At 61.1% G+C, this 25,032-nt stretch carries 24 protein-coding genes and 1 pseudogene; 4 read left to right on the plus strand and 21 right to left on the minus strand.

Annotation, left to right across the window (positions count from 1 at the left end; genetic code table 11):
• The first annotated feature begins 91 nt into the window (after positions 1–91).
• On the plus strand, positions 92–1,021 hold the full coding sequence (locus ACPWR9_RS12655; protein ID WP_426298091.1) for a DMT family transporter: 930 nt from the start codon (positions 92–94) through the stop codon (positions 1,019–1,021).
• 17 nt (positions 1,022–1,038) lie between these two features.
• On the opposite strand, the gene ACPWR9_RS12660 is transcribed toward ACPWR9_RS12655, so the two are convergent.
• The gene (locus tag ACPWR9_RS12660; protein WP_426298093.1) at positions 1,039–1,374 is read right to left on the minus strand and encodes an RnfH family protein; all 336 of its coding nucleotides are present in this window, start codon (positions 1,372–1,374) and stop codon (positions 1,039–1,041) included.
• A complete protein-coding gene (locus ACPWR9_RS12665; protein ID WP_426298095.1) occupies positions 1,364–1,798 on the minus strand; it encodes a type II toxin-antitoxin system RatA family toxin in 435 nt (144 codons plus the stop codon). The genes ACPWR9_RS12660 and ACPWR9_RS12665 overlap by 11 nt, the downstream gene beginning before the upstream one ends.
• 153 nt (positions 1,799–1,951) lie before the next feature.
• Between ACPWR9_RS12665 and smpB the strand changes: the two are divergent.
• Positions 1,952–2,413: pseudogene (smpB, locus tag ACPWR9_RS12670) on the plus strand (SsrA-binding protein SmpB); the annotation flags it as partial.
• A gap of 128 nt (positions 2,414–2,541) precedes the next feature.
• Here the strand turns inward: smpB and ACPWR9_RS12675 are convergent.
• The 3 genes from ACPWR9_RS12675 to ppsA all read right to left on the minus strand — a co-directional run bounded on the left by ACPWR9_RS12675 (position 2,542) and on the right by ppsA (position 6,653).
• Positions 2,542–3,558, minus strand: coding sequence for an SPFH domain-containing protein (locus tag ACPWR9_RS12675; RefSeq protein WP_426298097.1), 1,017 nt, complete (start codon positions 3,556–3,558; stop codon positions 2,542–2,544).
• 123 nt (positions 3,559–3,681) lie between these two features.
• Entirely contained in the window at positions 3,682–4,116 is a 435-nt protein-coding gene (locus tag ACPWR9_RS12680; protein ID WP_150678414.1) for an NfeD family protein, read from the minus strand.
• Between the two features lie 146 nt (positions 4,117–4,262).
• Positions 4,263–6,653, minus strand: coding sequence for a phosphoenolpyruvate synthase (gene ppsA, locus ACPWR9_RS12685; protein WP_426298099.1), 2,391 nt, complete (start codon positions 6,651–6,653; stop codon positions 4,263–4,265).
• 265 nt (positions 6,654–6,918) lie between these two features.
• Between ppsA and ppsR the strand changes: the two genes are divergently transcribed.
• Positions 6,919–7,818, plus strand: coding sequence for a posphoenolpyruvate synthetase regulatory kinase/phosphorylase PpsR (gene ppsR, locus ACPWR9_RS12690; RefSeq protein WP_426298101.1), 900 nt, complete (start codon positions 6,919–6,921; stop codon positions 7,816–7,818).
• A 123-nt stretch (positions 7,819–7,941) separates the two neighbouring features.
• On the opposite strand, the gene ACPWR9_RS12695 is transcribed toward ppsR, so the two are convergent.
• From ACPWR9_RS12695 to rpsB, 16 genes are all read right to left on the minus strand, one after another.
• Entirely contained in the window at positions 7,942–8,721 is a 780-nt protein-coding gene (locus ACPWR9_RS12695) for a TrmH family RNA methyltransferase (RefSeq protein WP_426298103.1), read from the minus strand.
• Positions 8,718–9,353 carry a ribonuclease HII gene (gene rnhB / locus ACPWR9_RS12700; protein WP_426299330.1) on the minus strand — a complete coding sequence of 212 codons (636 nt, stop codon included), beginning with the start codon at positions 9,351–9,353 and terminating at the stop codon, positions 8,718–8,720. Before rnhB ends, ACPWR9_RS12695 begins: the two co-directional genes overlap by 4 nt.
• Before the next feature lie 122 nt (positions 9,354–9,475).
• Positions 9,476–10,651, minus strand: a complete 1,176-nt coding sequence (gene lpxB, locus ACPWR9_RS12705; RefSeq protein ID WP_426298105.1) for a lipid-A-disaccharide synthase — start codon at positions 10,649–10,651, stop codon at positions 9,476–9,478.
• Between the two features lie 3 nt (positions 10,652–10,654).
• Positions 10,655–11,470, minus strand: coding sequence for an acyl-ACP--UDP-N-acetylglucosamine O-acyltransferase (gene lpxA, locus ACPWR9_RS12710; RefSeq protein ID WP_426298107.1), 816 nt, complete (start codon positions 11,468–11,470; stop codon positions 10,655–10,657).
• 17 nt (positions 11,471–11,487) lie between these two features.
• Positions 11,488–11,961 (minus strand): 3-hydroxyacyl-ACP dehydratase FabZ, encoded by a 474-nt coding sequence (gene fabZ, locus ACPWR9_RS12715; RefSeq protein WP_426298109.1) that lies wholly within the window; start codon positions 11,959–11,961, stop codon positions 11,488–11,490.
• A complete protein-coding gene (gene lpxD / locus ACPWR9_RS12720; protein ID WP_426298110.1) occupies positions 11,958–13,016 on the minus strand; it encodes a UDP-3-O-(3-hydroxymyristoyl)glucosamine N-acyltransferase in 1,059 nt (352 codons plus the stop codon). The genes fabZ and lpxD overlap by 4 nt, the downstream gene beginning before the upstream one ends.
• A gap of 14 nt (positions 13,017–13,030) precedes the next feature.
• The gene (locus ACPWR9_RS12725) at positions 13,031–13,567 is read right to left on the minus strand and encodes an OmpH family outer membrane protein (RefSeq protein WP_426298112.1); all 537 of its coding nucleotides are present in this window, start codon (positions 13,565–13,567) and stop codon (positions 13,031–13,033) included.
• Between the two features lie 52 nt (positions 13,568–13,619).
• Positions 13,620–15,923 carry an outer membrane protein assembly factor BamA gene (gene bamA / locus ACPWR9_RS12730; protein WP_426298114.1) on the minus strand — a complete coding sequence of 768 codons (2,304 nt, stop codon included), beginning with the start codon at positions 15,921–15,923 and terminating at the stop codon, positions 13,620–13,622.
• A gap of 88 nt (positions 15,924–16,011) precedes the next feature.
• Positions 16,012–17,415 (minus strand): RIP metalloprotease RseP, encoded by a 1,404-nt coding sequence (gene rseP / locus ACPWR9_RS12735; protein ID WP_426298116.1) that lies wholly within the window; start codon positions 17,413–17,415, stop codon positions 16,012–16,014.
• 47 nt (positions 17,416–17,462) lie between these two features.
• Positions 17,463–18,662 carry a 1-deoxy-D-xylulose-5-phosphate reductoisomerase gene (gene ispC, locus ACPWR9_RS12740; protein ID WP_426298118.1) on the minus strand — a complete coding sequence of 400 codons (1,200 nt, stop codon included), beginning with the start codon at positions 18,660–18,662 and terminating at the stop codon, positions 17,463–17,465.
• 2 nt (positions 18,663–18,664) lie between these two features.
• Positions 18,665–19,474: a phosphatidate cytidylyltransferase gene (locus ACPWR9_RS12745; protein ID WP_426298120.1), complete on the minus strand. Its 810-nt coding sequence runs from the start codon at positions 19,472–19,474 to the stop codon at positions 18,665–18,667.
• Entirely contained in the window at positions 19,474–20,256 is a 783-nt protein-coding gene (uppS, locus tag ACPWR9_RS12750) for a polyprenyl diphosphate synthase (protein ID WP_426298122.1), read from the minus strand. Before uppS ends, ACPWR9_RS12745 begins: the two co-directional genes overlap by 1 nt.
• 65 nt (positions 20,257–20,321) lie before the next feature.
• Entirely contained in the window at positions 20,322–20,882 is a 561-nt protein-coding gene (gene frr, locus ACPWR9_RS12755) for a ribosome recycling factor (RefSeq protein ID WP_426298124.1), read from the minus strand.
• 89 nt (positions 20,883–20,971) lie between these two features.
• Entirely contained in the window at positions 20,972–21,685 is a 714-nt protein-coding gene (pyrH, locus tag ACPWR9_RS12760; RefSeq protein ID WP_150678428.1) for a UMP kinase, read from the minus strand.
• A 98-nt stretch (positions 21,686–21,783) separates the two neighbouring features.
• The gene (tsf, locus tag ACPWR9_RS12765) at positions 21,784–22,665 is read right to left on the minus strand and encodes a translation elongation factor Ts (protein ID WP_426298126.1); all 882 of its coding nucleotides are present in this window, start codon (positions 22,663–22,665) and stop codon (positions 21,784–21,786) included.
• Between the two features lie 152 nt (positions 22,666–22,817).
• The gene (rpsB, locus tag ACPWR9_RS12770; protein ID WP_426298127.1) at positions 22,818–23,567 is read right to left on the minus strand and encodes a 30S ribosomal protein S2; all 750 of its coding nucleotides are present in this window, start codon (positions 23,565–23,567) and stop codon (positions 22,818–22,820) included.
• A gap of 564 nt (positions 23,568–24,131) precedes the next feature.
• On the opposite strand from rpsB, the gene map reads away from it, so the two are divergent.
• Positions 24,132–24,959: a type I methionyl aminopeptidase gene (gene map, locus ACPWR9_RS12775; RefSeq protein WP_150678431.1), complete on the plus strand. Its 828-nt coding sequence runs from the start codon at positions 24,132–24,134 to the stop codon at positions 24,957–24,959.
• Positions 24,960–25,032: the final 73 nt, after the last annotated feature.

The following is a 25,032-nucleotide window of genomic DNA, read 5'->3' on the forward strand; positions in this document are numbered from 1 at the left end:
GCGCCCGCCGACTGCCGGATTCCACAATCGGCGCCCAATGGCCCCATGCTATTCTTGCGCCCTCTCAGATGGTGCGAATCACGCGAATTTCATGGGCCAAGGCATTTCTTTCGGACTGGCGGCAGGCGCCCTGTGGGGACTGGTCTTTCTCGCCCCCCGCCTGCTTCCCGGCTTCTCCCCGCTGGAATTGTCGGCCGCGCGCTATGTGCTCTACGGCCTCGTGTCGGCGCTGCTGCTCGCCCCGCTCTGGGCGCGCCTGCGACATTCGGTCACGGGCAACGACTGGCGGGCGCTCTTCCGCCTGAGTTTGGTCGGAAATCTGATTTATTACCTGTTTCTGGCCGGCGCCGTGCAAATGGCGGGGATCGCCCCGGCCTCGCTGATCGTCGGCGTGCTGCCCGTGACCGTGACGCTGGTCGGCAGCCGCGACCACGGCGCCCTGCCCCTGTCGCGGCTGGCCGGCCCGCTAGCGCTGGTGGCCGCCGGCATCGTTTGCATCAATGTGGATGTGTTTGCGCATGCCTCGGCCAGCGGTGGTGACTGGCGGCTCACGCTACTCGGCATTGTCTGCGCGGTTGGCGCGCTAGTGAGTTGGACGTGGTACGCCGTCGCGAACGCACGCTATCTGGCGCGTTTCGGGCATTTCACCAGTCAGGAATGGTCTCTGCTCACGGGGGTAGCCACCGGCGTGCTGGCGCTGGTGCTGGCCGTGCCTGCGGTACTGCTGCCGCACCCGGTGGCCGCCGACGTGCCGCGCGACTGGCAAATGTTCATCATCGTGAACATTGCCGTGGCGATCGGTGCATCGACCATCGGGAATGCCTTCTGGAATGCCGCCAGCCGGCGCCTGCCCTTAACGCTGTCAGGCCAGATGATCGTGTTTGAAACGCTGTTTGCGTTGGTCTACGGGTTCATCTATGAGCACCGGCTGCCGCGTCTGCTGGAATTGGCGGCCGTTATTTTGCTGCTGGCTGGGGTGAGTGCCTCGGTGCGGTTGCACGCTCGGGGCTCTGCACACTGAGGCGATGCGGCAGTAACTTAGCTGCCGCGCCGGCTGCCAAGCCACTTCTGGCCTTCCCGGCTGCCTTCGTTGCGGACTTTATCGACGCGCCGCTGACGAGCGAGCTTCGGATCGGCTTTGAGCGGACGGTAGATTTCCACGCGATCCCCAGCGTGCACCTCGGCATCGAGCGCGCGCACCTTGCCGAACACCCCCGCTTTCATGCGGGAGAGATCCAATTCGGGGAATTTTTGCAGCAGGCCACTGCGCTCGATGGCCTCGCCCACCGTCGCGCCCTGCGGCAACGTCAGCACGACAATCGTCTGCGCATTGGGCAGCGCATAGCAAACTTCGATGGAGAGCTCAGCGGACATACACCGCCTCCGCGCGTTTGACGAAAGCGTCGACGAAGGTGTTCGCGATATGGCTGAAGACGGGACCGATGACCTTTTCGAGCAGAAAATTCGCAAACTCGTAGTGCAAACCGAACTCGATCTTGCAGGCGTTCTCGCGCAACGGCGTGAACTTCCACGTCCCATGAAAACGCTTGAAAGGTCCCTCGACGAAGGTCATCTGAATGGAGTGCGGACGCTCTTGAATATTGCGCGTCGCAAAGGAATGCTTGAGTCCCTTGAAGTCGATGATCAGCGATGCCTCCATGCTGTGCTCGTCCTGATGCCGAATGTCGACACCGCCGCACCAAGGCAGAAATTTGGGGTAATCGGCGACATTGGTCACCAGATCGTACATTTGCTCGGCAGAGAAATGCACGAGAACGGTTTTGCTGACTTCGGCCATCGTCTGTCGGGCAAGGTGTGCGTTTGCGCGTAAGCGTATCGATCGGAATTGATACGTATGCGTCGTGGGCCGCCCCTCGCCGAGACTCTTTGTTAAAATCGCTATTTTACCCGAGCCCGACTCACCGAGTCCGACCAAGTTACCCGCCAAGGATCCATGAGCATCATTGACAACAAGAAAGCCTTCTTCGACTACTTCATCGAGGAGCGATACGAAGCCGGGATCGTGCTCGAAGGATGGGAAGTCAAGGCGATTCGCGCCGGGCGGGCGCAGATCAAGGAAGGCTACGTCGTCGTCAAACACGGCGAAATCTTTTTGATCGGGGCCAACATCAGCCCGTTACAGACGGCGTCCACGCACATCAAGCCCGACCCGGTTCGCACACGCAAACTGCTGCTCAAGGCCGATGAAATCAAGAAACTCATCGGTAAAGTCGAGCAGCGCGGCTACACGCTCGTGCCCCTGAACTTTCACTACAGCAAAGGTCTCGTGAAATGCGAGATCGGTCTGGGCAAGGGCAAGAAGCAGCACGACAAGCGCGAGACTGAAAAGCAGCGCGACTGGGATCGCGAGAAAGCCCGCCTGATGCGCACGCCCACGCCCACACGCGACTAAGCAAGACCCTGCACACCCTTCTGCGAAAACATCCGCACCAAAGAAAAACGGCCCCTAGGGGCCGTTTTCATTTTCACTCGCACGCCTGTGTTGACACATGGGAGCGCACTAGCATGCGCACGCGCAAATCAGCGGCGAACGCTCGAACCACCGCCAAAGCCGGTAACGCCGCCCGCACCGCCCGAACCGCTAGCGCCACCACTGCCGCCCGAGCCGCCGGTCGTACCACCTTCGGTGCCTCGCACGATCTTGAGCGCCGACGCGATCATGCCGCTCATATCGGTGAGGTTGCCCGGCACGATCAACGTGTTGTTGGTCTTGGCGAGCTTGCTGAAGGCATCGACATACTGTTCAGCCACCTTGAGGTTCACCGCCTCCATACCGCCCTGCGTTTGAATGGCCGTCGCAATCTTGTGGATCGCCTCGGCATTGGCTTCCGCCACCGCGAGAATCGCCGACGCTTCACCCTGCGCCTGATTGATTGCCGCCTGCCGCTCGCCTTCCGACTTCTGAATTGCGGCTTCCCGCGCACCCGAAGCGAGATTGATCTGCTCCTGCTTCTTACCTTCCGACGCCGCAATCAGCGCACGCTTTTCGCGCTCTGCGGTAATTTGCGCCTGCATCGCATGCAGAATTTCCTTAGGCGGAGTGAGATCTTTGATCTCGTAACGCAACACCTTCACACCCCAGTTCGACGCCGCCTCATCGAGCGCATTGACCACGCTGTGATTGATGTACTCGCGCTCTTCGAACGTCTTGTCGAGTTCGAGCTTGCCGACCACGCTACGCAACGTCGTCTGTGCCAGCTGCGTGATGGCGACGATAAAGTTGCTCGAACCGTACGAGGCCTTCATCGGATCCGTCACCTGAAAGTACAAAATGCCGTCGACCTGCAACTGCGTATTGTCCTTGGTGATACAAATCTGGCTCGGCACATCGAGCGGAATTTCCTTGAGCAAATGTTTGTAAGCCACGCGATCGACGAACGGCACGACGATCGACAAACCCGGCGTGAGAGTGGCGTGATACTTCCCGAGACGCTCGACCACCCATGCGTGCTGCTGCGGCACGATCTTGATCGAGCGCGCCGCGATGATGACCGCAATGATGAACAGAATGAACGCGACGTTGGATAGAGCGAACATGGTTTCCCCTGAAGCGCCGGCGGACACTGCCGGCTAGTTCCCCGTTACCCGTAAATACGGGGCGTGTATCGTACCGGTCAACGCGGCGTTTGCCGCCGCGCGCCAGCAAATCAACGATTTTTCCTACGCGACCTCGTGCACGACGAACAACCGGCTGCCACGCACCTCGCGAATCACGAACCAACCCGCGCTCGCCGCTTCGCCCGGCAACAATTCGACATCCCACTCCGCGCCACGGTATTTCGTACGCGCACTGCCGTCGGCCTGCCAGGCTTCGACATGCAGCCGCTGCCCGATATCCAAATTCGCATTCGGATCGGCCGTCACATCGACCTTGATACGGCGACGCCCAAACTTGCTACGCCGCAACAGCCAGACCGCCACCGCCGCGACCACTGCGGCCGCGACCAGTTGCCCCGGCCAACTCACCCCCAGTAGCGCCGCGATGCCGCCAGCGAACATGCCAAGCGCAACCATCAACAGATAGAACGTGCCGCTGGCAAGCTCCAGTACCACCGTCAATCCGGCAACGCCGAACCACAGCCAAGCCTGCTCCATTGTTATTCCCCAAAAAGCAAAAACCCCGGTGTATTACCGGGGTTTATAGCATGAAACCGTGGCAATCAGCGCACGCGTCCCATGGGGCTCGCAAGCTTTGGGAGCCGTCCGACGCGAGCGCCGGACGCTACCCAATGCATCCGAGATTACTTAGCCAGCTTGGCGAGTTGCTGCCACGTCTCGACAACCGTATCCGGGTTGAGCGACATCGACGCAATGCCTTCCTTCGCCAGCCATTCGGCCAGATCCGGATGGTCCGACGGGCCCTGACCGCAAATGCCGACGTACTTGCCCTTGGCCAGACAGGCCTTGATCGCACGGCTCAGCATGAAGCGCACGGCCGGATCGCGTTCGTCGAAATCCTTGGCCAGCAATTCCATACCCGAGTCGCGGTCCAGACCCAGCGTGAGCTGCGTCAAGTCGTTCGAACCGATCGAGAAGCCGTCGAAGAACTCGAGGAACTCGTCGGCCAGAATGGCGTTCGACGGCACTTCGCACATCATCACCAGCTTCAGACCGTTCTCACCACGCTTCAGACCGAAGTCGGCCAGCATGCCCACCACGCGCTCGGCCTGGGCCAGCGTACGCACGAACGGCACCATGATTTCGACGTTCGTCAGGCCCATTTCGTCGCGAACGCGCTTGAGTGCACGGCACTCCATCTCGAACGCTTCGGCGAAGTCTTCCGAGATGTAACGCGAGGCGCCACGGAAACCCAGCATCGGGTTTTCTTCATCCGGCTCGTAACGCGAACCGCCGATGAGCTTCTTGTACTCGTTGGACTTGAAGTCCGACAGACGCACGATCACGCTCTTCGGGTAGAACGCCGCCGCGATGGTAGCAATGCCTTCAGCCAGCTTGTCGACGTAGAACGCCTTCGGCGACGCGTGACCGCGAGCCACCGACTCGACTGCCTTCTTCAGGTCCGCGTCGATGTTCGGGTACTCGAGAATCGCGCGCGGGTGCACACCGATGTTGTTGTTGATGATGAATTCCAGACGGGCCAGACCCACGCCTTCGTTCGGCAGTTGCGCGAAGTCGAATGCGAGTTGCGGGTTGCCGACGTTCATCATGATCTTCACCGGGATCTTCGGCATTTCGCCGCGCTGGATCTCGGTCACTTCGGTCTCGAGCAGACCGTCGTAGATCTTGCCTTCGTCGCCCTCGGCACACGACACCGTCACCAGTGCGCCGTCCTTGAGCACGTCGGTCGCGTCGCCGCAGCCGACCACGGCCGGCACGCCCAGCTCACGCGCGATAATCGCGGCGTGGCACGTACGGCCACCACGGTTCGTCACGATCGCAGCAGCGCGCTTCATGACCGGCTCCCAGTTCGGGTCGGTCATGTCGGCCACGAGCACGTCGCCCGGCTGCACACGTTCCATCTCGCTCGGATCCATGATCACGCGCACAGGACCGGCGCCGATCTTCTGACCGATGGCGCGACCCGTGGTCAGCACCGGGGCGTCGCCCTTAAGCTTGAAGCGCTGTTCGACCTTGCCGGCCGCCTGGCTCTTCACGGTTTCCGGACGCGCTTGCAGGATGTAGATCTTGCCATCCTTGCCGTCCTTGCCCCACTCGATGTCCATCGGACGACCGTAGTGCTTCTCGATGATCAGCGCGTACTTGGCCAGCTCGGCGCAATCGTCGTCGGTGATCGAGTAGCGGTTACGCAGTTCCATCGGCACGTCGACGGTCTTCACACGGCCCGGTTCGCCCGGTTGCGTGAATTCCATCTTCAGGAGCTTCGAGCCCAGCGTGCGGCGGATGATCGGGTACTTACCAGCCTTAAGCGTCGGCTTGAAGACGTAGAACTCGTCCGGATTCACGGCGCCCTGCACCACCGTCTCGCCCAGGCCATAGCTCGACGTGATGAACACGACGTCCTGGAAGCCCGATTCGGTATCGATGGTGAACATCACGCCCGATGCGCCGCTGTCCGAGCGGACCATGCGCTGCACGCCAGCCGACAGTGCGACTTCAGCGTGGGTGAAGCCCTTGTGCACGCGGTACGAAATCGCGCGGTCGTTGTAGAGCGACGCGAACACGTGCTTCATGCGATCGAGCACTTGATCGATGCCAACCACGTTCAGGTAGCTTTCTTGCTGACCGGCGAACGAGGCGTCGGGCAAGTCTTCAGCGGTGGCCGACGAACGCACGGCGAACGACGCGTCCGGCTGATCGGCCGTGATGCGTGCGAATTGTTCGCGGATGTCTTTTTCGAGCTGCGGTTGCAGCGGCGCGTCGACGATCCATTGACGGATGTCGGCACCGGCTTCTGCGAGCGCCTTGACGTTATCGACGTCCAGACCCTCGAGACGCTTGGCGACGCGCTCGGTCAGATTGTTGTGTTGGAGGAACTCGCGGAAAGCGAAGGCGGTCGTGGCGAAACCACCCGGCACGCGCACGCCGGCGCTGGCCAGTTGGCTGATCATTTCACCAAGCGATGCATTCTTGCCGCCGACCGATTCGACATCGGTCATGCGCAGATGCTCAAACGGCACCACGTAGGCGCCGTCGTGTGCTGCGTTAGTCATAAAAGCCCCTAAGGTAAGAAAAAAAATTCTCGGCGAATCGGCTGGGACTAACATCGGCCGACTGACCTGTTGGATAAGAAATCGCGCCGTGGCGATGTCGAGGACCAGGGGCTAGCTCCCCAACAACTTGCCCAAGCCCCCCGAACTTCCCGGAGCGCCGCATCGGGCGGGCTTCTGACGGGAGTTCGCGCGATGGCCGCGCAATTGCTTATCCAACAAGTTGCCGCTATTCTACCGTGCAATGCACCAATTTGCGATTCTGCGCATGAGCGAAGCCTCTACTCCCCCGAATTCCCCCGCAAGCCCCGCCGTTGCTGCCGATACGACTGCCGCAGCGGCCAAACCCGTGAACGTGCGTCCGGTCTTTATCGTGTCGGATGGCACGGGCATTACGGCGGAAACCTTCGCGCATTCGATTCTTGCGCAGTTCGAGATGCGTTTTCGTCAGATTCGCGTCCCGTTCGTGGATTCCGTCGATAAAGCCTATGAAACGGCGCAACGGATCAATGAAATGTATCGGGTCGACAATGTTCGTCCGATTATTTTCAGCACGCTGGTCGATGCACGTGCCAATGAGATTCTGCGCAGCACGCAGGGCGTGATTCTCGACATGTTCCAGACGTTCATCGAGCCGCTCGAACACGAGCTCGGCCTGAAGTCGATGCATGCCATCGGCCGCGTGCACCAGAACGCGGACAGCGAGGCGTACAAGAACCGGATCGAAGCGGTGAATTTCTCGCTGGCGCACGACGACGGGCAGTCGAACAAGAACTTGAAGAGCGCCGACGTGATCCTCGTGGGCGTGTCGCGCAGCGGCAAGACGCCGACGACGCTGTATCTCGCCATGCAATACGGCGTGAAGGCGGCCAACTACCCGCTCATTCCCGAAGACTTCGAGCGCGAAAAACTGCCCTCCACGCTCGACCAGTTCAAGGACAAGATTTTCGGTCTGTCGATCGACCCGCAACGCCTGTCGGAGATTCGTAACGAGCGCCGTCCCGGCAGCAAGTACGCATCGCTGGAAAACTGCCGTTACGAGGTCAATGAAGCGGAAGCGATGATGCGTCGTGAAGGCATCAAATGGCTGTCGTCGACGCACAAGTCGATTGAAGAAATCGCGACCACGATCCTTCAGGAAATCAAGCTGGAACGCGACGTGTATTGATGGGTCGTCGCAGCCAAGCACGAAAAAGGGACGCTCAGTGAAATACTGGCGTCCCTTAGTTTTTGGCAGCGTGACTCTCGTCGACCTGCTCGCGGCGCGCACGCGCGCGCCACACGCCTCGGATTAATCCAACCGCTGACGCACCGCCTCGAAAAGGCAGATGGCAGCGCACGCGGCCACATTCAGCGACTCCATGCCGCCCGGCTGAGGAATACGCACCGGCGTCTGCACCCGCGAAAGCCAATGCGGCGACACGCCCGCCCCTTCATTGCCGAAAATCCACGCCACCGGCTGGCGTAAATCTTCCTGATAGAGCGACGTCTTCGCTTGCAGGCTCGTAGCCAGTAACGGCACGGCCAGCCGCGGTGCCAGCGAGTCGGGCGTGCAGTGTTCAACAATATTCAGCGAGAAATGCGCGCCCATCCCGGCACGCAGCACCTTGCTCGACCACGCCAGCGCCGTACCCGACATGCAATACACGTCGCGCACCCCTGCGGCGGCTGCGCTGCGCAGAATCGAGCCGACGTTTCCGGCGTCCTGCACGGCGTCGAGAATCACGCAGTCCGTCGTTTGCGACGCCGGTAGATGGCCGCTCGGCATCTCGACGACGAACAACAGCGGCACACCGTTGACGAGTGTCGAGAGCGGTTCGAACAACGCATGCGGCAGACACACGCGGCGATCGGGCTCGACACGCGCCCAAATCGCGGCAACTTCGTCGTTATCGAGCGCCTCTTCTGCCGCCACGCAAACGAGCGGCTGCCCCAGCGCGCCGAGATAGGCATCGGCCAGATGCACGCCTTCGAGCAGCGTCTGCCCAAGCTTGCGGCGTTGCTGGTTCGACTGCGCAAGCTGCTTGAGCCGCTTGTAGAACGGGTTGTCTTTGGAGCTGATTAGTTTCATGACGGACGGGCCGCGCGTGACACCGTGAGCGTGCCGAACAATTCGTACGCTTCACGTACCGGCGCGAACGATTGGCGGTGATGCGGGCTGGGCCCGTGCGTGCGCAAGGCTTCGAGGTGGCGCGGCGTGCCGTATCCTGCATGCACGTCGAAGCCGTACTGTGGAAACTCCTCATGCAACGCCACCAGTTGACGGTCGCGCGTGACCTTCGCAAGAATCGACGCCGCAGAAATGGCGGGCACTTTGTCGTCGCCCTTGACGATCGCTTCGGCTCGCATCGGCAAGACCGGACAACGATTGCCATCGATCAGCGCCAGCGTCGGCACGCGCGGCAAGCCATTCACCGCGCGCTGCATCGCGAGCATGGTCGCGTGCAGGATGTTCAACGAGTCGATCTCGGCGACGCTGGCTTCGGCGATGTAATACGCCAGCGCACACTCGACGATTTCTTCGTACAGCGCTTCACGACGCTTGGCGGTGAGCTTCTTCGAATCGGCCAGCCCCTTGATCGGACGCGACGGATCGAGAATCACAGCAGCAGTCACCACCGGCCCCGCGAGCGGACCGCGCCCCACTTCATCGACACCACAAGTCAGGTCTTCGGCCACATCGGCAAACAAGTCGAATGCCATTTGCGGCAACGCGGCCTTTGGCGCACGCGCACGCGGCTTGGCAGCCGGTGACGACCCTTCGACCGCCCCCTGTCCCTGCGTGGCGCCACGGCGGGTGCTGCGCACCTTGACGACGTCGTCGCTCATAGCCGCCCCTTCTCGCGCAACACGCGCTCGATCACTTCCGCCGCGCGCTCGGCCGTGTTCTGGCGCAATTGCTCGTGAATTTTGGTAAAACGCGCCTGCAACGACTCGCGCAACTCGGGATCGGTCAATTGCTTCCACACAGCATCAGCCAACGCCTCCGGCGTAGCGAAATGCTGCAACAACTCCGGCACGACGAACTCGCCGGACAGAATGTTGGGTAAGCCCACATACGGCAGATAGCCCTGACGCTTCATGATCTGCGCCGTAAGCCAAGGCACCTTGTACGAAATCACCATCGGCTTCTTGTACAGCGCCGCTTCGAGCGTTGCCGTCCCACTGGCGAGCAACACACTGTCCGACGCTTCGAGCGCCAGCGGCGCCTTGCCATCGACCACCGTGAGATTCAAATCGCTGTGCGCGTCCAAGATCGGCTGCATCATCGTGCGCAGGCGCGGTGTCGCCGCAGGTAGCACGAAGCGAATCGACGGATCACGCTGGGCCAGCAAGCGCATCGCCGCGAAGAACACCGGCGTGAGCCGCTGCACTTCGGAAGTCCGGCTGCCGGGCAGAATTGCGACGACCGGCGCATCGCCGCTCAGACCCAGCTTGGCGCGTGCGCCCGCCACGTCGGGCACCATCGGAATTTTGTCGGCCATCGGGTGGCCGACGAAGGTCGCATCGATGCCCGCGCGGTGGTAAATCTCCGGCTCGAACGGAAACAGGCAAAGCATGTGATCGACCGCACGCTTGATCTTCTTGATGCGGCCACCGCGCCAAGCCCAGATCGACGGGCTCACGAAGTGAATGGTCGGCACGCCCGCTTCGCGCAGCTTGATTTCGAGATCGAAGTTGAAATCCGGCGCGTCGAAACCGACGAACGCCATCGGCTTCTCTGCGAGCCAATGCTCGCGAAGCTGCTTACGGATCGAGAGAATTTCGCGCAGATGTTTGATGACTTCCACATAGCCCATGACCGACAGCTTGTCGATCGGCCAATAGGCGTTGAAGCCCTCTTCGGCCATATGCGGGCCACCGACACCCGCATATGCGATGTCGGCGGGAAGACTCTGCTTGAGACCGGCAAGCACGTTGCCGGCAATGAGATCGCCAGACAACTCCCCGGCCACCATCGCCAGGGTTCGCTGGCCGGTACCGGGAAGGGTCGGCGGCATAGGTCAGCGCACGATACCGCGCGTGCTCGTATTGAGGAAGTCCAGCAGTGCGAGCACCGAGCTGTGCACGTCAGCCGCTTCGGTGGCGGGCGCAGCCGCCGTGTTGGCGTTGTCGAATGCTTCGATCTGCGCCTTGGCTTCGTCGAGCGTCAGGCCGCTCTTGTAGAGCAGCTTGTACGCATCGCGCAACGCCTTGATCGCATCGGCGGAGAAACCGCGGCGACGCAACCCTTCGACGTTGATGCCGTAAGGCACCGCACGATCGCCGGAGGCAATCACGAACGGCGGCACGTCCTGCACGAGGACCGACGCGCCACCGACCATCGAATGCGCACCGATGCGCACGAACTGATGCACACCGGTCATGCCGCCAATGATGGCCCAATCGCCAACATGCACGTGCCCTGCCAATTGCGCATTGCTCGAGAACACCGTGTGATCGGCCACATGGCAATCGTGCGCGATATGCACGTAAGCCATGATCCAGTTGTCGTTACCGACGCTGGTCAGGCCGCCGTCCTGCACCGTACCGGTGTGGATGGTGGTGAACTCGCGGATCGTGTTGCGATCGCCGATGATGAGCTTGGTCGGCTCACCGGCGTACTTCATGTCCTGCGGGGTACCGCCGATCGACGCAAACGGGCCGATCTTGTTGCCCTCGCCCAGCGTCGTGTGACCGTCGACAACCGTGTGCGACAGGATCTGCGACCCTGCGCCGATCGTCACGTTCGGACCGACAATCGCATACGGACCGACGACGACGTCGTCAGCCAGTTGCGCCTTGGGATCGACAACCGCGGTGGAATGAATATTCGTCATGGACGTCTCGGTTCCGGTTATTCGCCGTTCTTCTTGACCATGCACGTAAACTCGGCTTCCGCTGCCACTGCACCGTCCACGAGCGCTTGGCCCTTGAACCAGTAGATGGAGCGTTTGTGCTTCACGAATTCGACGTCGAGGATGAGCTGGTCACCCGGTTCGACCGGACGCCGGAAGCGAACGTTCTCGATGCCCACGAAATAGTAGAGCGTGTTCTCGTCATGCACGGCTTCTTCCGAGAACGTGAGCAACGCGGCGGCCTGCGCCAGCGCTTCGACGATCAACACGCCCGGCATCACAGGACGCTGCGGATAGTGCCCCGTGAAGTACGGCTCGTTGATCGTGACGTTCTTGATGACCTTGATGTTCTTGTGCGGCTCGAGAGCGATCACGCGGTCCACCATCAGCATCGGATACCGATGGGGCAACAACTTCATGATCTTATGGATGTCGAGCTTGCTGACGTCGATATTGGTATTGGTCTCGCTCATTTGTCTTGCAGGTCCTTGACCTTCGCTTCAAGTTGACGCACGCGGTCGCGCATCTTGTCCAGATTGCGCATGATCGCCGCGTTTTTATTCCATTCGGCGTTCGGAATTGCCGGAAATGCGCTGGTATAAGTGCCCGGGCCCGGAATCGACTTCGACACGCCCGACTTGGCCGTAACGATGACTTTGTCGCCGATCGTCACGTGACCCGCGACGCCCACGGCCCCGCCCAGCATGCAGAATTTACCGATGGTACTGCTGCCGGCGATGCCCGTGCACGCGGCGATGACGGTATAGGCACCGACGCGCACGTTATGCGCGATCTGCACCTGATTGTCGATCTTGCAACCGCGCTCGATCACCGTATCGGCCATGGCCCCACGGTCGATCGAGGTCGATGCGCCGATTTCGACGTCGTCTTCGATCACTGCACGGCCCACTTGCGGAATCTTCACCCATTCACCACCCGCGGCGGAGAAGTCGGGGGCAAAACCAAAGCCGTCCGAACCGATCACCGCGCCTGCGTGAATGACGCAACGCGCGCCGATTACGCTCGTGTGATACAGCGTGGCGTTCGGGTAGACGAGCACGTCGTCACCCAGCGTCGTGCCACGGCCGACGAACACGTTCGCCACCAGGCGCACACGCTCGCCGAGACGCGCCCCGGCTTCGATCACCACGTTCGGCCCGATCACGCACGATGCGGGTACCACCGCCGACGGGTCGACCACGGCGCTCGGGTGAATACCCGTTGCCGGTGCCGGCGCCGCCGCATCCGCAAACATCTGCGCAACGCGCGCGAAGTAGGCGTAAGGGTTGGGCGCAATGATCCACGCACGGCCGTCGTGCGACGGCAGTTTGTCGAAATCGGCTTGGGAGAGAATGACAGCCGCCGCGCCCGAATCGGGCACTTCGGCGAGATATTTCGGATTGGACAGAAACGCGAGGTCGCGCGCGCCGGCACGATCGAGCGGCGCCAGACCTGCGACGGCCACCTCGCCGTCACCGACGAGATTGCCGCCGAAGCGGGCAACCAACTGAGCGAGCGTGACCGACATGGAGCGCGCGCCCGTCACTTGCCGCCGGTGCTGCTACCCGAACTTGCGTTCAGCGTCTTGAGCACCTTGTCAGTGATATCGATTCGCGGGCTCACGTAGACCGCTTCCTGCACGATCAGATCGTATTTTTCCGTCTCGGCAATCTGCTTGATCACACGATTTGCACGATCGAGCACCGCAGCGAGTTCTTCGTTACGGCGCTGGTTCAGATCTTCACGGAATTCGCGCTGCTTGCGCTGGAATTCCGTGTCGGCCGCAGCCAGATCGCGTTGACGCTTGGCACGCTCGGCGTCGGACAACGTGGCGTTGTCCTTGTCGAGCTTGTCCGACATCGCCTTGAGGCGTGCTGCCATGGCCTGAAGGTCCTGATCCCGCTTGGAGAACTCGGCTTCGAGCTTGGCTTGTGCGGCCTTGGCCGGTGCCGAATCGCGCAAAATGCGATCCGAATTGACAGCGGCGATGCGCGCATCCTGGGCCGACGCGGCAAATGCCGCTCCGGCCAGCAACGCCGCGGCCACGCCGCGCAGGCAATGCTTACGGATACCGTTCAATGTATTACCCCTTACAACGATGAAACCTTCGGAACCGGTCGATGTGCCGTCGTTAGAACGACGTACCGACCTGGAACTGGAATTTCTGATACTGGTCGCCCGTCTTCTTGACGAGCGGGAAGCCCATCGAGAGCTTGAGCGGGCCGATCGGCGAAATCCACGACAACCCGAAACCGTAAGAATAGCGCAGGTTATTGAGGGTAATCGCCTGGCCGTTATCGAACACGTTACCGCCGTCGAAGAACGTGAAGATCCGCAGCGTGCGGTCATAGCCGGTGCCCGGCAGCGGGAACGTCAGTTCGATGTTACCGATCAGCTTCGAGGCGCCGCCCAGCGGTTCGCCGTTCGTGTCCTTCGGACCCAGCGAGCTCGGCTCATAACCACGCACCGAGCCGATACCGCCCGCGAAGTAGTTCTTGAAAATCGGGAACGGCTGACCGCCCATCCCGTGGCCGTAGCCCACTTCGCCGTTCAGTGCCAGCGTGAAGCCGCGGCTGACCGGGTAGTAGTACTGGTGCTGATAGTACGCACGGAAGTACTTGGTCGTCCCGATCGGCGTACCGATTTCGATGTTGGCCTGTTGATAGTGACCGCGATTCGGAATCAACGCGCTGTCACGCGAATCGCGCGACCAACCCACCGTCAGCGGGTAGTTGTTGCTGACGTAACCGAACTGGTTCGCGTAATCGATGTAGCGCTGCGGCGTCGTGCCATCGCTCGTCAGATGCAGACGCGTCTGTTCGAAGCCGATACCGAAGAACACCGTGTCGACTTCCGAGAACGGCACGCCGAACTTCAAGTTACCGCCCAGCGTGTTGATACGGAAATCGGAATCGCTCGTCAGCAGCAGCGGCTGATACGTACGGTAGTACACGTCGGTAATACGGCTCACGCCGTCGACGGTGAAGTACGGATCGACCTGCGTCACAGCCAACGTACGGTACGTCTTACCCGTGTTCACGTTCACCGACAGCGAGGTACCCGAACCGAACACGTTGTCCTGGCTGATACCGGCTTGCAACACCACCTTATCGGTCGACGAGAAGCCCGCACCGATGTTGATCGTGCCCGTCGGCTTTTCTTCCACCTTCACTTGAAGGTCGACCTGGTCGTTCGATCCGGCCACCGGCTCGGTCGTCACGTTCACGTCGGTGAAGTAGCCCAGACGGTTGATACGGTCTTGCGAGAGCTTCAGACGGTCGGCGTCGTACCACGAGCTTTCCAACTGGCGCATTTCGCGACGAATCACTTCGTCACGCGTGCGCGAGTTGCCCACGATGTTGATCTTGCGCACGTACACACGGCGGCCCGGATCGATCGTCAGCGTCAGCGCCACGGTGTGATTGTTGCGGTCGATGGTCGGCTGGGCATTCACGTTGGCAAACGCGAAACCGTAGTTACCGAGCAGGTCCGAAATCGCCTTCGTGCTCGCTTGCAGCTTGGCAGCCGAGAACGTGTCGCCGGCCTTGAGCTGGATGAGCTTCTGGATGTCGTCTTGCTTACCGAGCATTTCGCCCGACAGCTTGACGTCCGACACCTTGTACGGCTCGCCTTCGTGCAGATTGATGGTCAGGAACATCTCGTCCTTATCCGGCGTAATCGAGACGTCGGTGGAGTCGATATTGAATTCCAGATAGCCACGGTTCAGGTAGAACGAACGGAGTTTTTCCAGATCGCCCGTGAGCTTGTCTTTCGAGTACAGATCGTTCTTGGAGTACCAGGACAGCCAGTTCGGCGTGCCCAGTTCCATCTCGGCGGTCAGGTCCGACGACGAGAATGCCTTGTTGCCCACGAAGTTGATCTGCTGGATCGTCGCCTTGGGGCCTTCGGTCACGGCAAACTGAATACCCACGCGGTTACGTTCGAGCGGCGTGATCGTCGTCTTCACGTCGGCGGCGTAGTAACCACGCGTGAGGTATTGACGCTTGAGTTCCTGCTCCGACTTGTCGAGCAAGTTGCGGTCGAAGGTGCGGCCTTCGGTCAGGCCGACCGAGCGCAATGCCTTCTTCAAACCGTCTTTGTCGAATTCCTTGATACCGAGGAAGTCGATGGTCGCGATCGCGGGGCGCTCGTTGACGTGCACCACCAGCACGCTGCCTTGCGCTTCAACGCTCACGTCCGAGAACAGGCCCGTGGCATAAAGGGCACGAATTGCTTCGGTGCCCTTATCATCGTTGAACTTGTCGCCCGGCTTGACCGGCAAGTAAGAGAACACGGTGCCGGGTTCAATACGCTGCAAGCCCTCCACTCGGATATCCTTGACCACGAACGGCTCGACGGCGCGTGCCAGGAAACTGTGTGCCGCCAGAACCGCAATCACCAGGGTCTTCGGAACAAGGTGGTATTTATTCGACAACTTGCTTCCCCAAGAAACAATTGAATCGTAAAAAACTCGGATTTGCCTGCGACCGGCAGGCACGTGACGCTGTCAGGGTCGAATCACCCTAATGCAACAACTTTGACAGGTCATTGAAAAGTGCTACGGCAGAGAGCGCAAGGATGCAAACGATGCCCACTCGTTGCAGCGCGCCCTGCCACCGCTCGGAGACTGCCCGACCGGTAATCGCTTCGACCGCATAATATAACAGATAGCCACCGTCCAAAACCGGAATCGGTAGCAGATTCAATACGCCCAGGCTAATGCTGACAAGGGCCAGAAAGGCGACGAAATAATCGAGGCCGAGTCGAGCCGAACGACCCGCATAGTCGGCAATCGTGACCGGACCGCTCAAATTCTTGAGCGAAGCCTGCCCCGTGATCATCTTGCCGAACATCCGCACGCTAAACGCCGTGACGTCCCAGGTACGCTGCGCACCCCGCCCGATCGCCTCGAACAAGCCATATCGCACCGTCACGGTGTCGACCTGGCTGGCCAGCGCCGCACCGATCTTGCCCACGCGTGCGGCCGTTGCACCACCGCCCGCCGATTCGGCATCGACCTCGGCACTCGGGGTCAGCGTGACGTCTTGCGCCGCGCCGTTACGGCGAATGGTCAACGTCAGCGGCTTGCCAGGATGCGCACGCACAGCGTCGACCAGCGCCTTCGCGGAGACCACCGGACGCCCATCCACTGCCGTTATCTCATCGCCCACACGCAAACCGGCCTTACCGGCGGCGCCATCGGGCAGCAACTGCCCCACCTTGACGCGCGCCGAAGGCACCAGCCCGAGACGCTGCATGAAATCTTGTTCGCTGTCGGCATCGAAATGCTGTCCGGCAGCATCCAGCGTGTATTCGGCCCGACCATCACGTGTGCGCGCTACCAGGGTGACGCGCTGACCGTCGATCATCGGATCGACCAGACGCCAGCGCAGGTCCTCCCACGAGCGCACGGGGCTTTCGTCGCCGACCGCTTCGTCCGGACTATTGCCGTTCTCGCGCACGCCGGTAATGAGTTCTCCACCCGCCAGACCGGCACGCGCCGCCAGCGTGCCCGCTGCCGGGGCGGCGATGCGCGCGACAGGCTCCGTCACGCCGGCGAGATTCAGCCCGGTGTAAAGCGCAATGGCAAGGAGGAAATTGGCGATCGGCCCCGCCGCCACAATGGCGAAGCGCTTGTAGACCGACTGACGATTGAAAGCGCGCGCCCGGTCTTCGGGGGCCACCACCTGCGTCTCGTCGCGCTCGTCGAGCATGCGCACATAACCGCCGAGGGGCAGCGCGCACAGGGTCCACTCGGTGCGGTCGCGCCCCATCGTCCATTTGACGAGCGGCGCACCGAAGCCCACCGAGAAGCGCAGTACCTTCACACCGCACCAACGCGCTACCGTGTAATGGCCCAACTCATGGAAAACCACCAGCACACCAATGGCGACGGCGAAGGCGAGCAACGTGGTGAGCAGAGTCATGGGCGAATTCGGGCCGCGGTGGCGTTACGACAACATAGAAGACAGCGTCACGACGACGCCGGGGCCGGCAGCTTGGCCACGTAGGCCGTGGCCAGTTCGCGCGCGCGGCGGTCGGCTTCGAGCACGACGTCGAGCGACGATGCTTCGCCCACGGCCTCGCTCTCGAGCACGTGCTCGACGACCTGCGAGATCGCAGTGAAGCGAATACGGCGCTCGAGGAACGCCGCCACGGCAATTTCGTTTGCCGCATTGAGCAACGCACCGGCAGTGCCACCACGATGCAGCGTTTCGAACGCGAGGCGCAAGCACGGGAAGCGGCGCAGATCAGGCGCTTCGAACGTAAGCTTGCCAATATCGGCGAGATTCAGGCCCGCCACACCCGACGTCACGCGATCCGGGAATGCCAGCGCGTGAGCGATCGGCGTGCGCATGTCGGGGTTGCCGAGTTGCGCAAGCGTCGAGCCGTCGGTGTAGGTGACCATCGAGTGAATCACGCTTTGCGGATGAATCAGCACTTCAATACGCTCAGGCGGCATATTGAACAACCAGTGCGCCTCGATCACTTCGAGGCCTTTATTCATCATGCTCGCCGAGTCCACCGAGATCTTCCGGCCCATGACCCAGTTCGGATGTGCACAAGCTTCATCAGGCGTCACATTTTCGAGCGACGCCAGCTCGCGCTCGCGGAACGGACCGCCCGATGCCGTCAGCACCAGCTTCTCGACACCGCGCGTCGAAATGCGGTTCTCGCCGGCGACTTGCGGCAGACATTGGAAGATGGCGTTGTGTTCGCTGTCGAGCGGCAGCAGCGTGGCCCCGGCGCGCTCGGCCGTGGCCATGAAAAGCGCGCCCGACAACACGAGCGATTCTTTATTCGCCAGCAGGATACGCTTACCGGCGCGGGCGGCAGCCAGCGTCGATTGCAGACCGGCGGCACCTACGATCGCAGCAACAACCATCGTCGCTTCGCCCGCTTCTGCAACATCGATCAGCGCTTGCGGACCATAGGTCACTTCGATCTTCAGCCCGGCGTCTGCCAGACGCGCCGCCAGTTGACGGGCACCATCGGCATCGGCCACCACTGCGACTTGCGGGCGGTGCGCGACGCACTGCTCGAACAGGCGCTCAAGGTTGCGGTGCGCGGTGAGCGCGTAGACAGAGAAACGATCGGGATGACGCCCCACGACATCGAGCGTACTGACGCCGATGGAACCGGTGGAGCCGAGAATGACGAGACGTTGCGACATGATCAGACGAAGAGCAGAGCCAGTGGCAGCACCGGCAGCAAGGCATCGATACGATCGAGCACGCCACCGTGGCCGGGCAGCAGCGCGCTGGAATCCTTCACGCCGGCTTGCCGTTTGAGTTGAGATTCGAACAGGTCACCGACGACCGAGAAGGCCACCAGCACTGTGAGCGTGATCACGCCAAGCGCAATGCCGAGCGTGTTAGCCAGATGCGAAACGATCGTCGGCGCCTGAAGGCCGCTCGCGAGCACTGCACCTGCCACAACGAGCACCAGCAACCAGCCGCCGATGGCCCCTTCCCACGATTTACCCGGACTGATCGACGGTGCCAGCTTGCGGCGACCGAACGCACGCCCGGCGAAGTACGCGCCAGTATCGGCAAGCCAAACAATGACGAGCACCGACAACAGGAACGCCACGCCCTGCTCCCGCGCCAGACACAGCGCCTGCCAGGCGGCAATCAGCAACACCGGGCCAGCCACCAGCAGCAAGCCGCGCCAGAAGCCCTTGGTCGCTGGCTTGCGCATCAGTGTGTAGGGACCGGCGAGCACCCAGAAAATGGCAGCCGGCTTGAGCCAGATATGTGTCAGTGTCCAACCGCCCGCCCACGTCATGCCCACACCGAGCAGTGCGAGCGCGCCGTAGAACACTGCGCCCGTGCCGTTCAGACCGACCAGACGGCCCCACTCCCAACCCGCCGCAGCGACGATCACGGCGGCGAGCAAAGCGAACTGCGCCGGCGTACCGACGAAGATCACAGGCAGAAGAATGGCGAGAAGTACGACAGCGGTAATAACGCGTGTCTTGAGCATCAGGCGGATTGTCCCGAGGGGTTCTGGACTTGCGCGCTGGTACGGCCAAATCGGCGCTCGCGTTGCTGAAACTCGGCAACCGCGCGCTTGAGCGTATCGGCGTTGAAGTCCGGCCAGAATTCTTCGGTGAAATACAGTTCAGTGTACGCCAGTTGCCAAAGCAGAAAATTACTGACGCGCTGATCGCCGCCGGTGCGGATAAACAGATCCGGTTCCGGCGCATAAGCCATGCTCAGATAAGGCGCGAGGTCGTCTTCGGAAAACGACGTCTCGAGCCCCGCGGCCCCACCTTGCGCCACACGTGCGGCGGCAAGCTTCTGCGCGGCTTGCAGAATGTCCCACCGGCCGCCGTAATTGGCAGCAATGGTGAGCGTGAGACCTTTATTGTCTTTCGTGCGTGCTTCGGCACGGCGCACCAGTTCCTGGATACGCGGCTCGAAAGCTTCGAGCGCCCCGATCACGCGAAGACGAATGCCGTTGCTGTGCAATTTGCCCACTTCACGCTCCAGCGCGAGGATGAACAACTGCATCAACGTCGTGACCTCGTCCTGCGGACGGCGCCAGTTCTCGGAACTGAACGCGAACAGCGTCAGGTACTCGACACCGAGTTCGGCGCAGGCCGTGACGGCCTCGCGCACGGCATCGACGCCGCGCTTGTGCCCTGCAACGCGCGGCAATTTACGACTGGTAGCCCAACGCCCGTTGCCATCCATGACGATGGCAACGTGGCGCGGAATACTTGCTGTTTCAGGAACAGTAAGCGAGGAGCTGAGAAAACCCATTGAGATACGGCGCGGGAGTCAGGGCGTGAAGTCGACGAGGAATCAAACGGCGAGTGCTTGCGCACTCATACCGTCATGATCTCGGCGTCCTTCTTTTGCACCAGCTCGTCGATCTCGACGACGGCTTTGTCGGTCAGCTTTTGAACGACATCGTTGCCACGGCGCTCGTCGTCTTCCGACGCGTCCTTTTCCTTGACCAGCTTCTTGAGTTGCTCGTTGGCGTCGCGGCGCAGGTTACGCACGGCAACCTTGGCGTTCTCGCCTTCCGACTTGACCAGCTTGGTCAGTTCACGACGACGCTCTTCAGTCAGCATGGGCATCGGCACGCGAATCAGTTCGCCTTGCGTGGCCGGGTTCAGGCCGAGATCCGCGTCGCGAATCGCCTTTTCCACCACGGCAACCATCTTCTTTTCCCACGGCTGCACGCCGATCGTCCGGCCGTCGACCAGCGTCACGTTGGCCACTTGCGAGATGGGCACCATCGAACCGTAGTAGTCGACCTGCACGTGGTCGAGCAGACCGGTATGCGCGCGTCCGGTACGAATCTTCGCGAGGTTACCCTTGAACGATTCGATCGAGCTCTGCATCTTCTGCTCGGCATTCTTCGTGATGTCAGCAACGGTCATGACAACCTCCAAACCTAGAATTGATACGCAAACAAACGTAAATGATACGGCGTCGGCGCGCCAATGCGCGCGGACGCCGCAATTTGAACTTAAACGTGGACGAGCGTTCCCTCGTCTTCGCCGAGGATGACGTGCTTGAGCGCGCCCGGCTTCACGATCGAGAAAACGCGCACCGGCATCTTCTGATCGCGGCACAGCGCGAAAGCCGTCGCGTCCATGACCTGCAAGTTCTTCGAGATAGCTTCATCGAAGCTGATGGTCGAGTACTTGACGGCGTCCGGATCCTTCTTCGGATCGGCCGAGTACACGCCATCGACCTTCGTGGCCTTGAGCACGACTTCGGCACCCACTTCCGAACCGCGCAGCGCAGCGGCCGTGTCGGTCGTGAAGAACGGGTTGCCCGTGCCGGCGGCGAAGATCACGACTTTACCTTCTTCCAACTGACGGATCGCGCGCGGGCGAATGTACGGCTCGACGACCTGGTCCATACGCAGCGCGGACTGCACACGCGCTTCGATACCGGCGTGACGCATCGCGTCTTGCAACGCCAGGGCGTTCATCATGGTCGCCAGCATGCCCATGTAATCGGCCGTTGCGCGGTCCATCCCGGCGGCACCGCCTGCCACGCCACGGAAAATGTTACCGCCGCCGATCACGACAGCCAGTTGTACGCCAAGGCGAACGACTTCGGCGATATCGGCGACCATGCGTTCGATGGTTGCACGATTGATGCCGAACGCATCGTCACCCATGAGGGCTTCACCAGAGAGCTTGAGAAGTACGCGTTTATAAGGAGTAGACATGGCGGTCCCTAAGAAGTCTGGTCTGGCACTGTGAGGGTATTCTGGATGAAACAACGGGGACGGCACCGCCGCCCCCGAATACTACGGTACTGCGCGAATTACGACTGCTTAGCGGCGGCCACTTGCGCTGCCACTTCGGCGGCGAAGTCGTCTTGCTTCTTCTCGATGCCTTCGCCGACCACGAACATGGTGAAGCCCTTGATCGTGGTGTTGTTGGCCTTGAGCATTTGCTCGACGGTCGACTTGTCGTCCTTCACGTAAGCCTGGTTCAGCAGCGTGACTTCCTTCAGGAACTTCTGAACGCTGCCTTCCACCATCTTCGCGACGATTTCAGCCGGCTTGCCCGATTCGGCAGCCTTTTGCGAAGCGACGCTGCGCTCCTTCTCGATCAGCTCAGCCGACACTTGATCTGCCGACACCGACACCGGCTTCATGGCGGCAATGTGCATTGCCACGTTCTTGCCCACTTCTGCGTCGGCGCCTTCGAACTCGACGACCACGCCGATACGCGTGCCGTGCAGGTACGCGGCCAGCTTGCCAGCCGTTTCGTAGCGTTGGAAGCGGCGGATCGTCATGTTCTCGCCGATCTTGCCGATCAGGTCCGTGCGCACTTGCTCAACGGTCTTGCCGTCGAGCGGCAGAGCGGCCAGCGCAGCCACGTCGGCCGGGTTGTTCTCAGCGACGAGCTTAGCCACATCGTTCGAGAACTTCAGGAAGTCGTCGTTCTTCGAAACGAAGTCGGTTTCGCAGTTGATTTCAACCACGGCACCCTTGCCGCCATCGATGTAGGTAGCGATGACGCCTTCGGCCGTGATACGGCTGGCGGCCTTGCTGGCCTTGCTACCCAGCTTGACGCGCAAGATTTCTTCAGCGCGTTCCATGTTGCCATCGGCTTCGGTCAGCGCCTTCTTGCATTCCATCATCGGCGCATCGGTCTTGGCGCGCAGTTCGCCCACCATCGCTGCAGTAATTGCCGGCATATCGTTACTCCTGTATATCGAATCAGTCGGGCGGATGGCACCCAGGCGGCCGCACTGCCCTGCCCAGGCGCCCCGCGCACCCGACGCGGGGAAATCGGACTAAAAAAAAGGGGCGCCACAAGCAGCCCCTTTTGTTACGCAGCGGTGGCCGCTTACGCCTCTTCGTTCACTTCGACGAACTCGTCGCCATCGCCGCGCACGGCTTCAACGACTTCCTTGACGGCGTTTGCACGGCCTTCGAGGATCGCGTCAGCAACGCCTTGCACGTACAGTTCGACAGCCTTGCTCGAGTCGTCGTTACCCGGGATGATGTAATCCACACCTTCCGGCGAGTGGTTCGTATCGACCACGGCGATGACCGGAATACCCAGCTTGTTGGCTTCGGTGATGGCAATCTTGTGGTAACCGACGTCGACCACGAAGATGGCGTCGGGCATACCGCCCATTTCCTTCACGCCGCCGATCGACTTTTGCAGCTTGGCCATTTCGCGATCGAACAGCAGCGCTTCCTTCTTGCTCATGCGCTCTTGTTCGCCGGCTTCCAGAGCCTGCTCCATGTCCTTCAGCTTCTTGATCGACGACTTCAGGGTCTTGAAGTTCGTCAGCATGCCACCCAGCCAACGGTTGTTGACGAACGGCTGGCCAGCGCGGCCTGCGGCTTCTGCCACGATTTCACGCGCTTGACGCTTGGTGCCCACGAAGAGGATCGTGCCGCGGTTTGCAGCCAGTTGGCGCACATACTTCAGCGCGTCCTGGTACATCGGCAACGTCTTTTCGAGGTTGATGATGTGGATCTTGTTGCGATGGCCGAAGATGTAGGGGGCCATCTTGGGGTTCCAGAAACGGGTTTGGTGACCAAAGTGGACGCCCGCTTCCAGCATCTGACGCATAGTGACAGACATGTGATTCTCCGTAAGGGTTGGGTCTTAGACCGGCTGCCGTACCCGTTTCGTCAGACTGCCATACAGCTTTGCATGACCCGTCTGCGAAGTTCGAGCACCCTGGGTGCGCCGGCCCGCGATTTCAAAGTTTTCTAAGCCGATGACAAATTTTGCCACCCGGCAGCCCATCGGAAGCAGCGCGAATCAAACGATTTGCACCACCACGGGGCAGAAAATACCCCAAAAACCCGACGGAAGCCATTGAATTCCAAGGGAAAACCCTTGGGTTTATTGACAATTCGTCCTCGACTTAGCCCGAGATTATAGCATCGCACTGGGCTGGTACTCAAGCGACGCGTGAACTTCCCGTGACATGCCGTAAATCCCCGGTTTGCGCGGCTTTCCGGAGCGTTCGGAACACTGACACACACCACCTGATACGCCACCCGGCAAGCTAACGCTCGCTTGAGGAAGAACCGGCCGGAAATCCACGCTGCACGGGGCGATCACCGGCAAAAGCGGGGGCGAAAACAATAGGTTGGTGCGATAATGCGCCATTGTTCCAGCGATTTGTCCGATTCCCTAATGGCCATCACCATCAAGAATGCCCACGACGTCGAAATGATGCGCGTTGCCTGCCGTCTGGCAAGCGAAGTGCTCGACTTCATTACGCCGCACGTGCGTGCCGGCGTCACCACCGGTGAGCTCGACCGCCTGTGCCATGAGTACATGGTCAAAGAGCAAGGCACCGTACCCGCGCCGCTCAATTATCAGCCGCCGGGCTACCCCCCCTACCCCAAAGCCACCTGCATCTCGGTCAACGACGTGATCTGTCACGGCATTCCGGGTGACAAGGCGCTCAAGAACGGCGACGCGCTCAACATCGACATCACCGTCATCAAGGACGGCTATTTTGGCGATACGAGCCGCATGTTCATCGTCGGCGACGGCACCATTCTCGCCAAGCGGCTGGCCCAAGTGACTTACGAATGCATGTGGCTCGGCATCAACCAGGTGCGCCCGGGCGCGCGCCTCGGCGATATCGGCCACGCCATTCAGACGCACGCCGAAGCCCAGGGTTACAGCGTCGTGCGCGAATATTGCGGCCATGGCATCGGCCAGGTGTTTCACGAAGATCCGCAGATCCTGCACTATGGCCGCCCTGGCACCGGGCTGGAGTTGCAGGCCGGGATGATTTTCACGATTGAGCCGATGATCAACGCGGGCAAGCGCGAAATTCGCACGATGCCCGATCAATGGACGGTGAAAACGCGCGATCGCAGCCTGTCGGCGCAATGGGAGCACACGTTGTTGGTCACGGAAACGGGTCATGAAGTGCTCACGCATTCGGCCCTGACGCCGCCCCCGCCACCGGGTTCGGCGTATCTGGCGTCGTTCGCCGCCGCCGCTTGAGTTTATGTCCGGCCGCCCTCCCCCCAAGGCGGCCGCCCAGCCTGACCCTGTCTTTCCACGCCTAGGAAGCCGC

The sequence above is a fragment of the Pandoraea pneumonica genome (genome assembly GCF_049918595.1).
Lineage (GTDB): Bacteria > Pseudomonadota > Gammaproteobacteria > Burkholderiales > Burkholderiaceae > Pandoraea > Pandoraea pneumonica_A.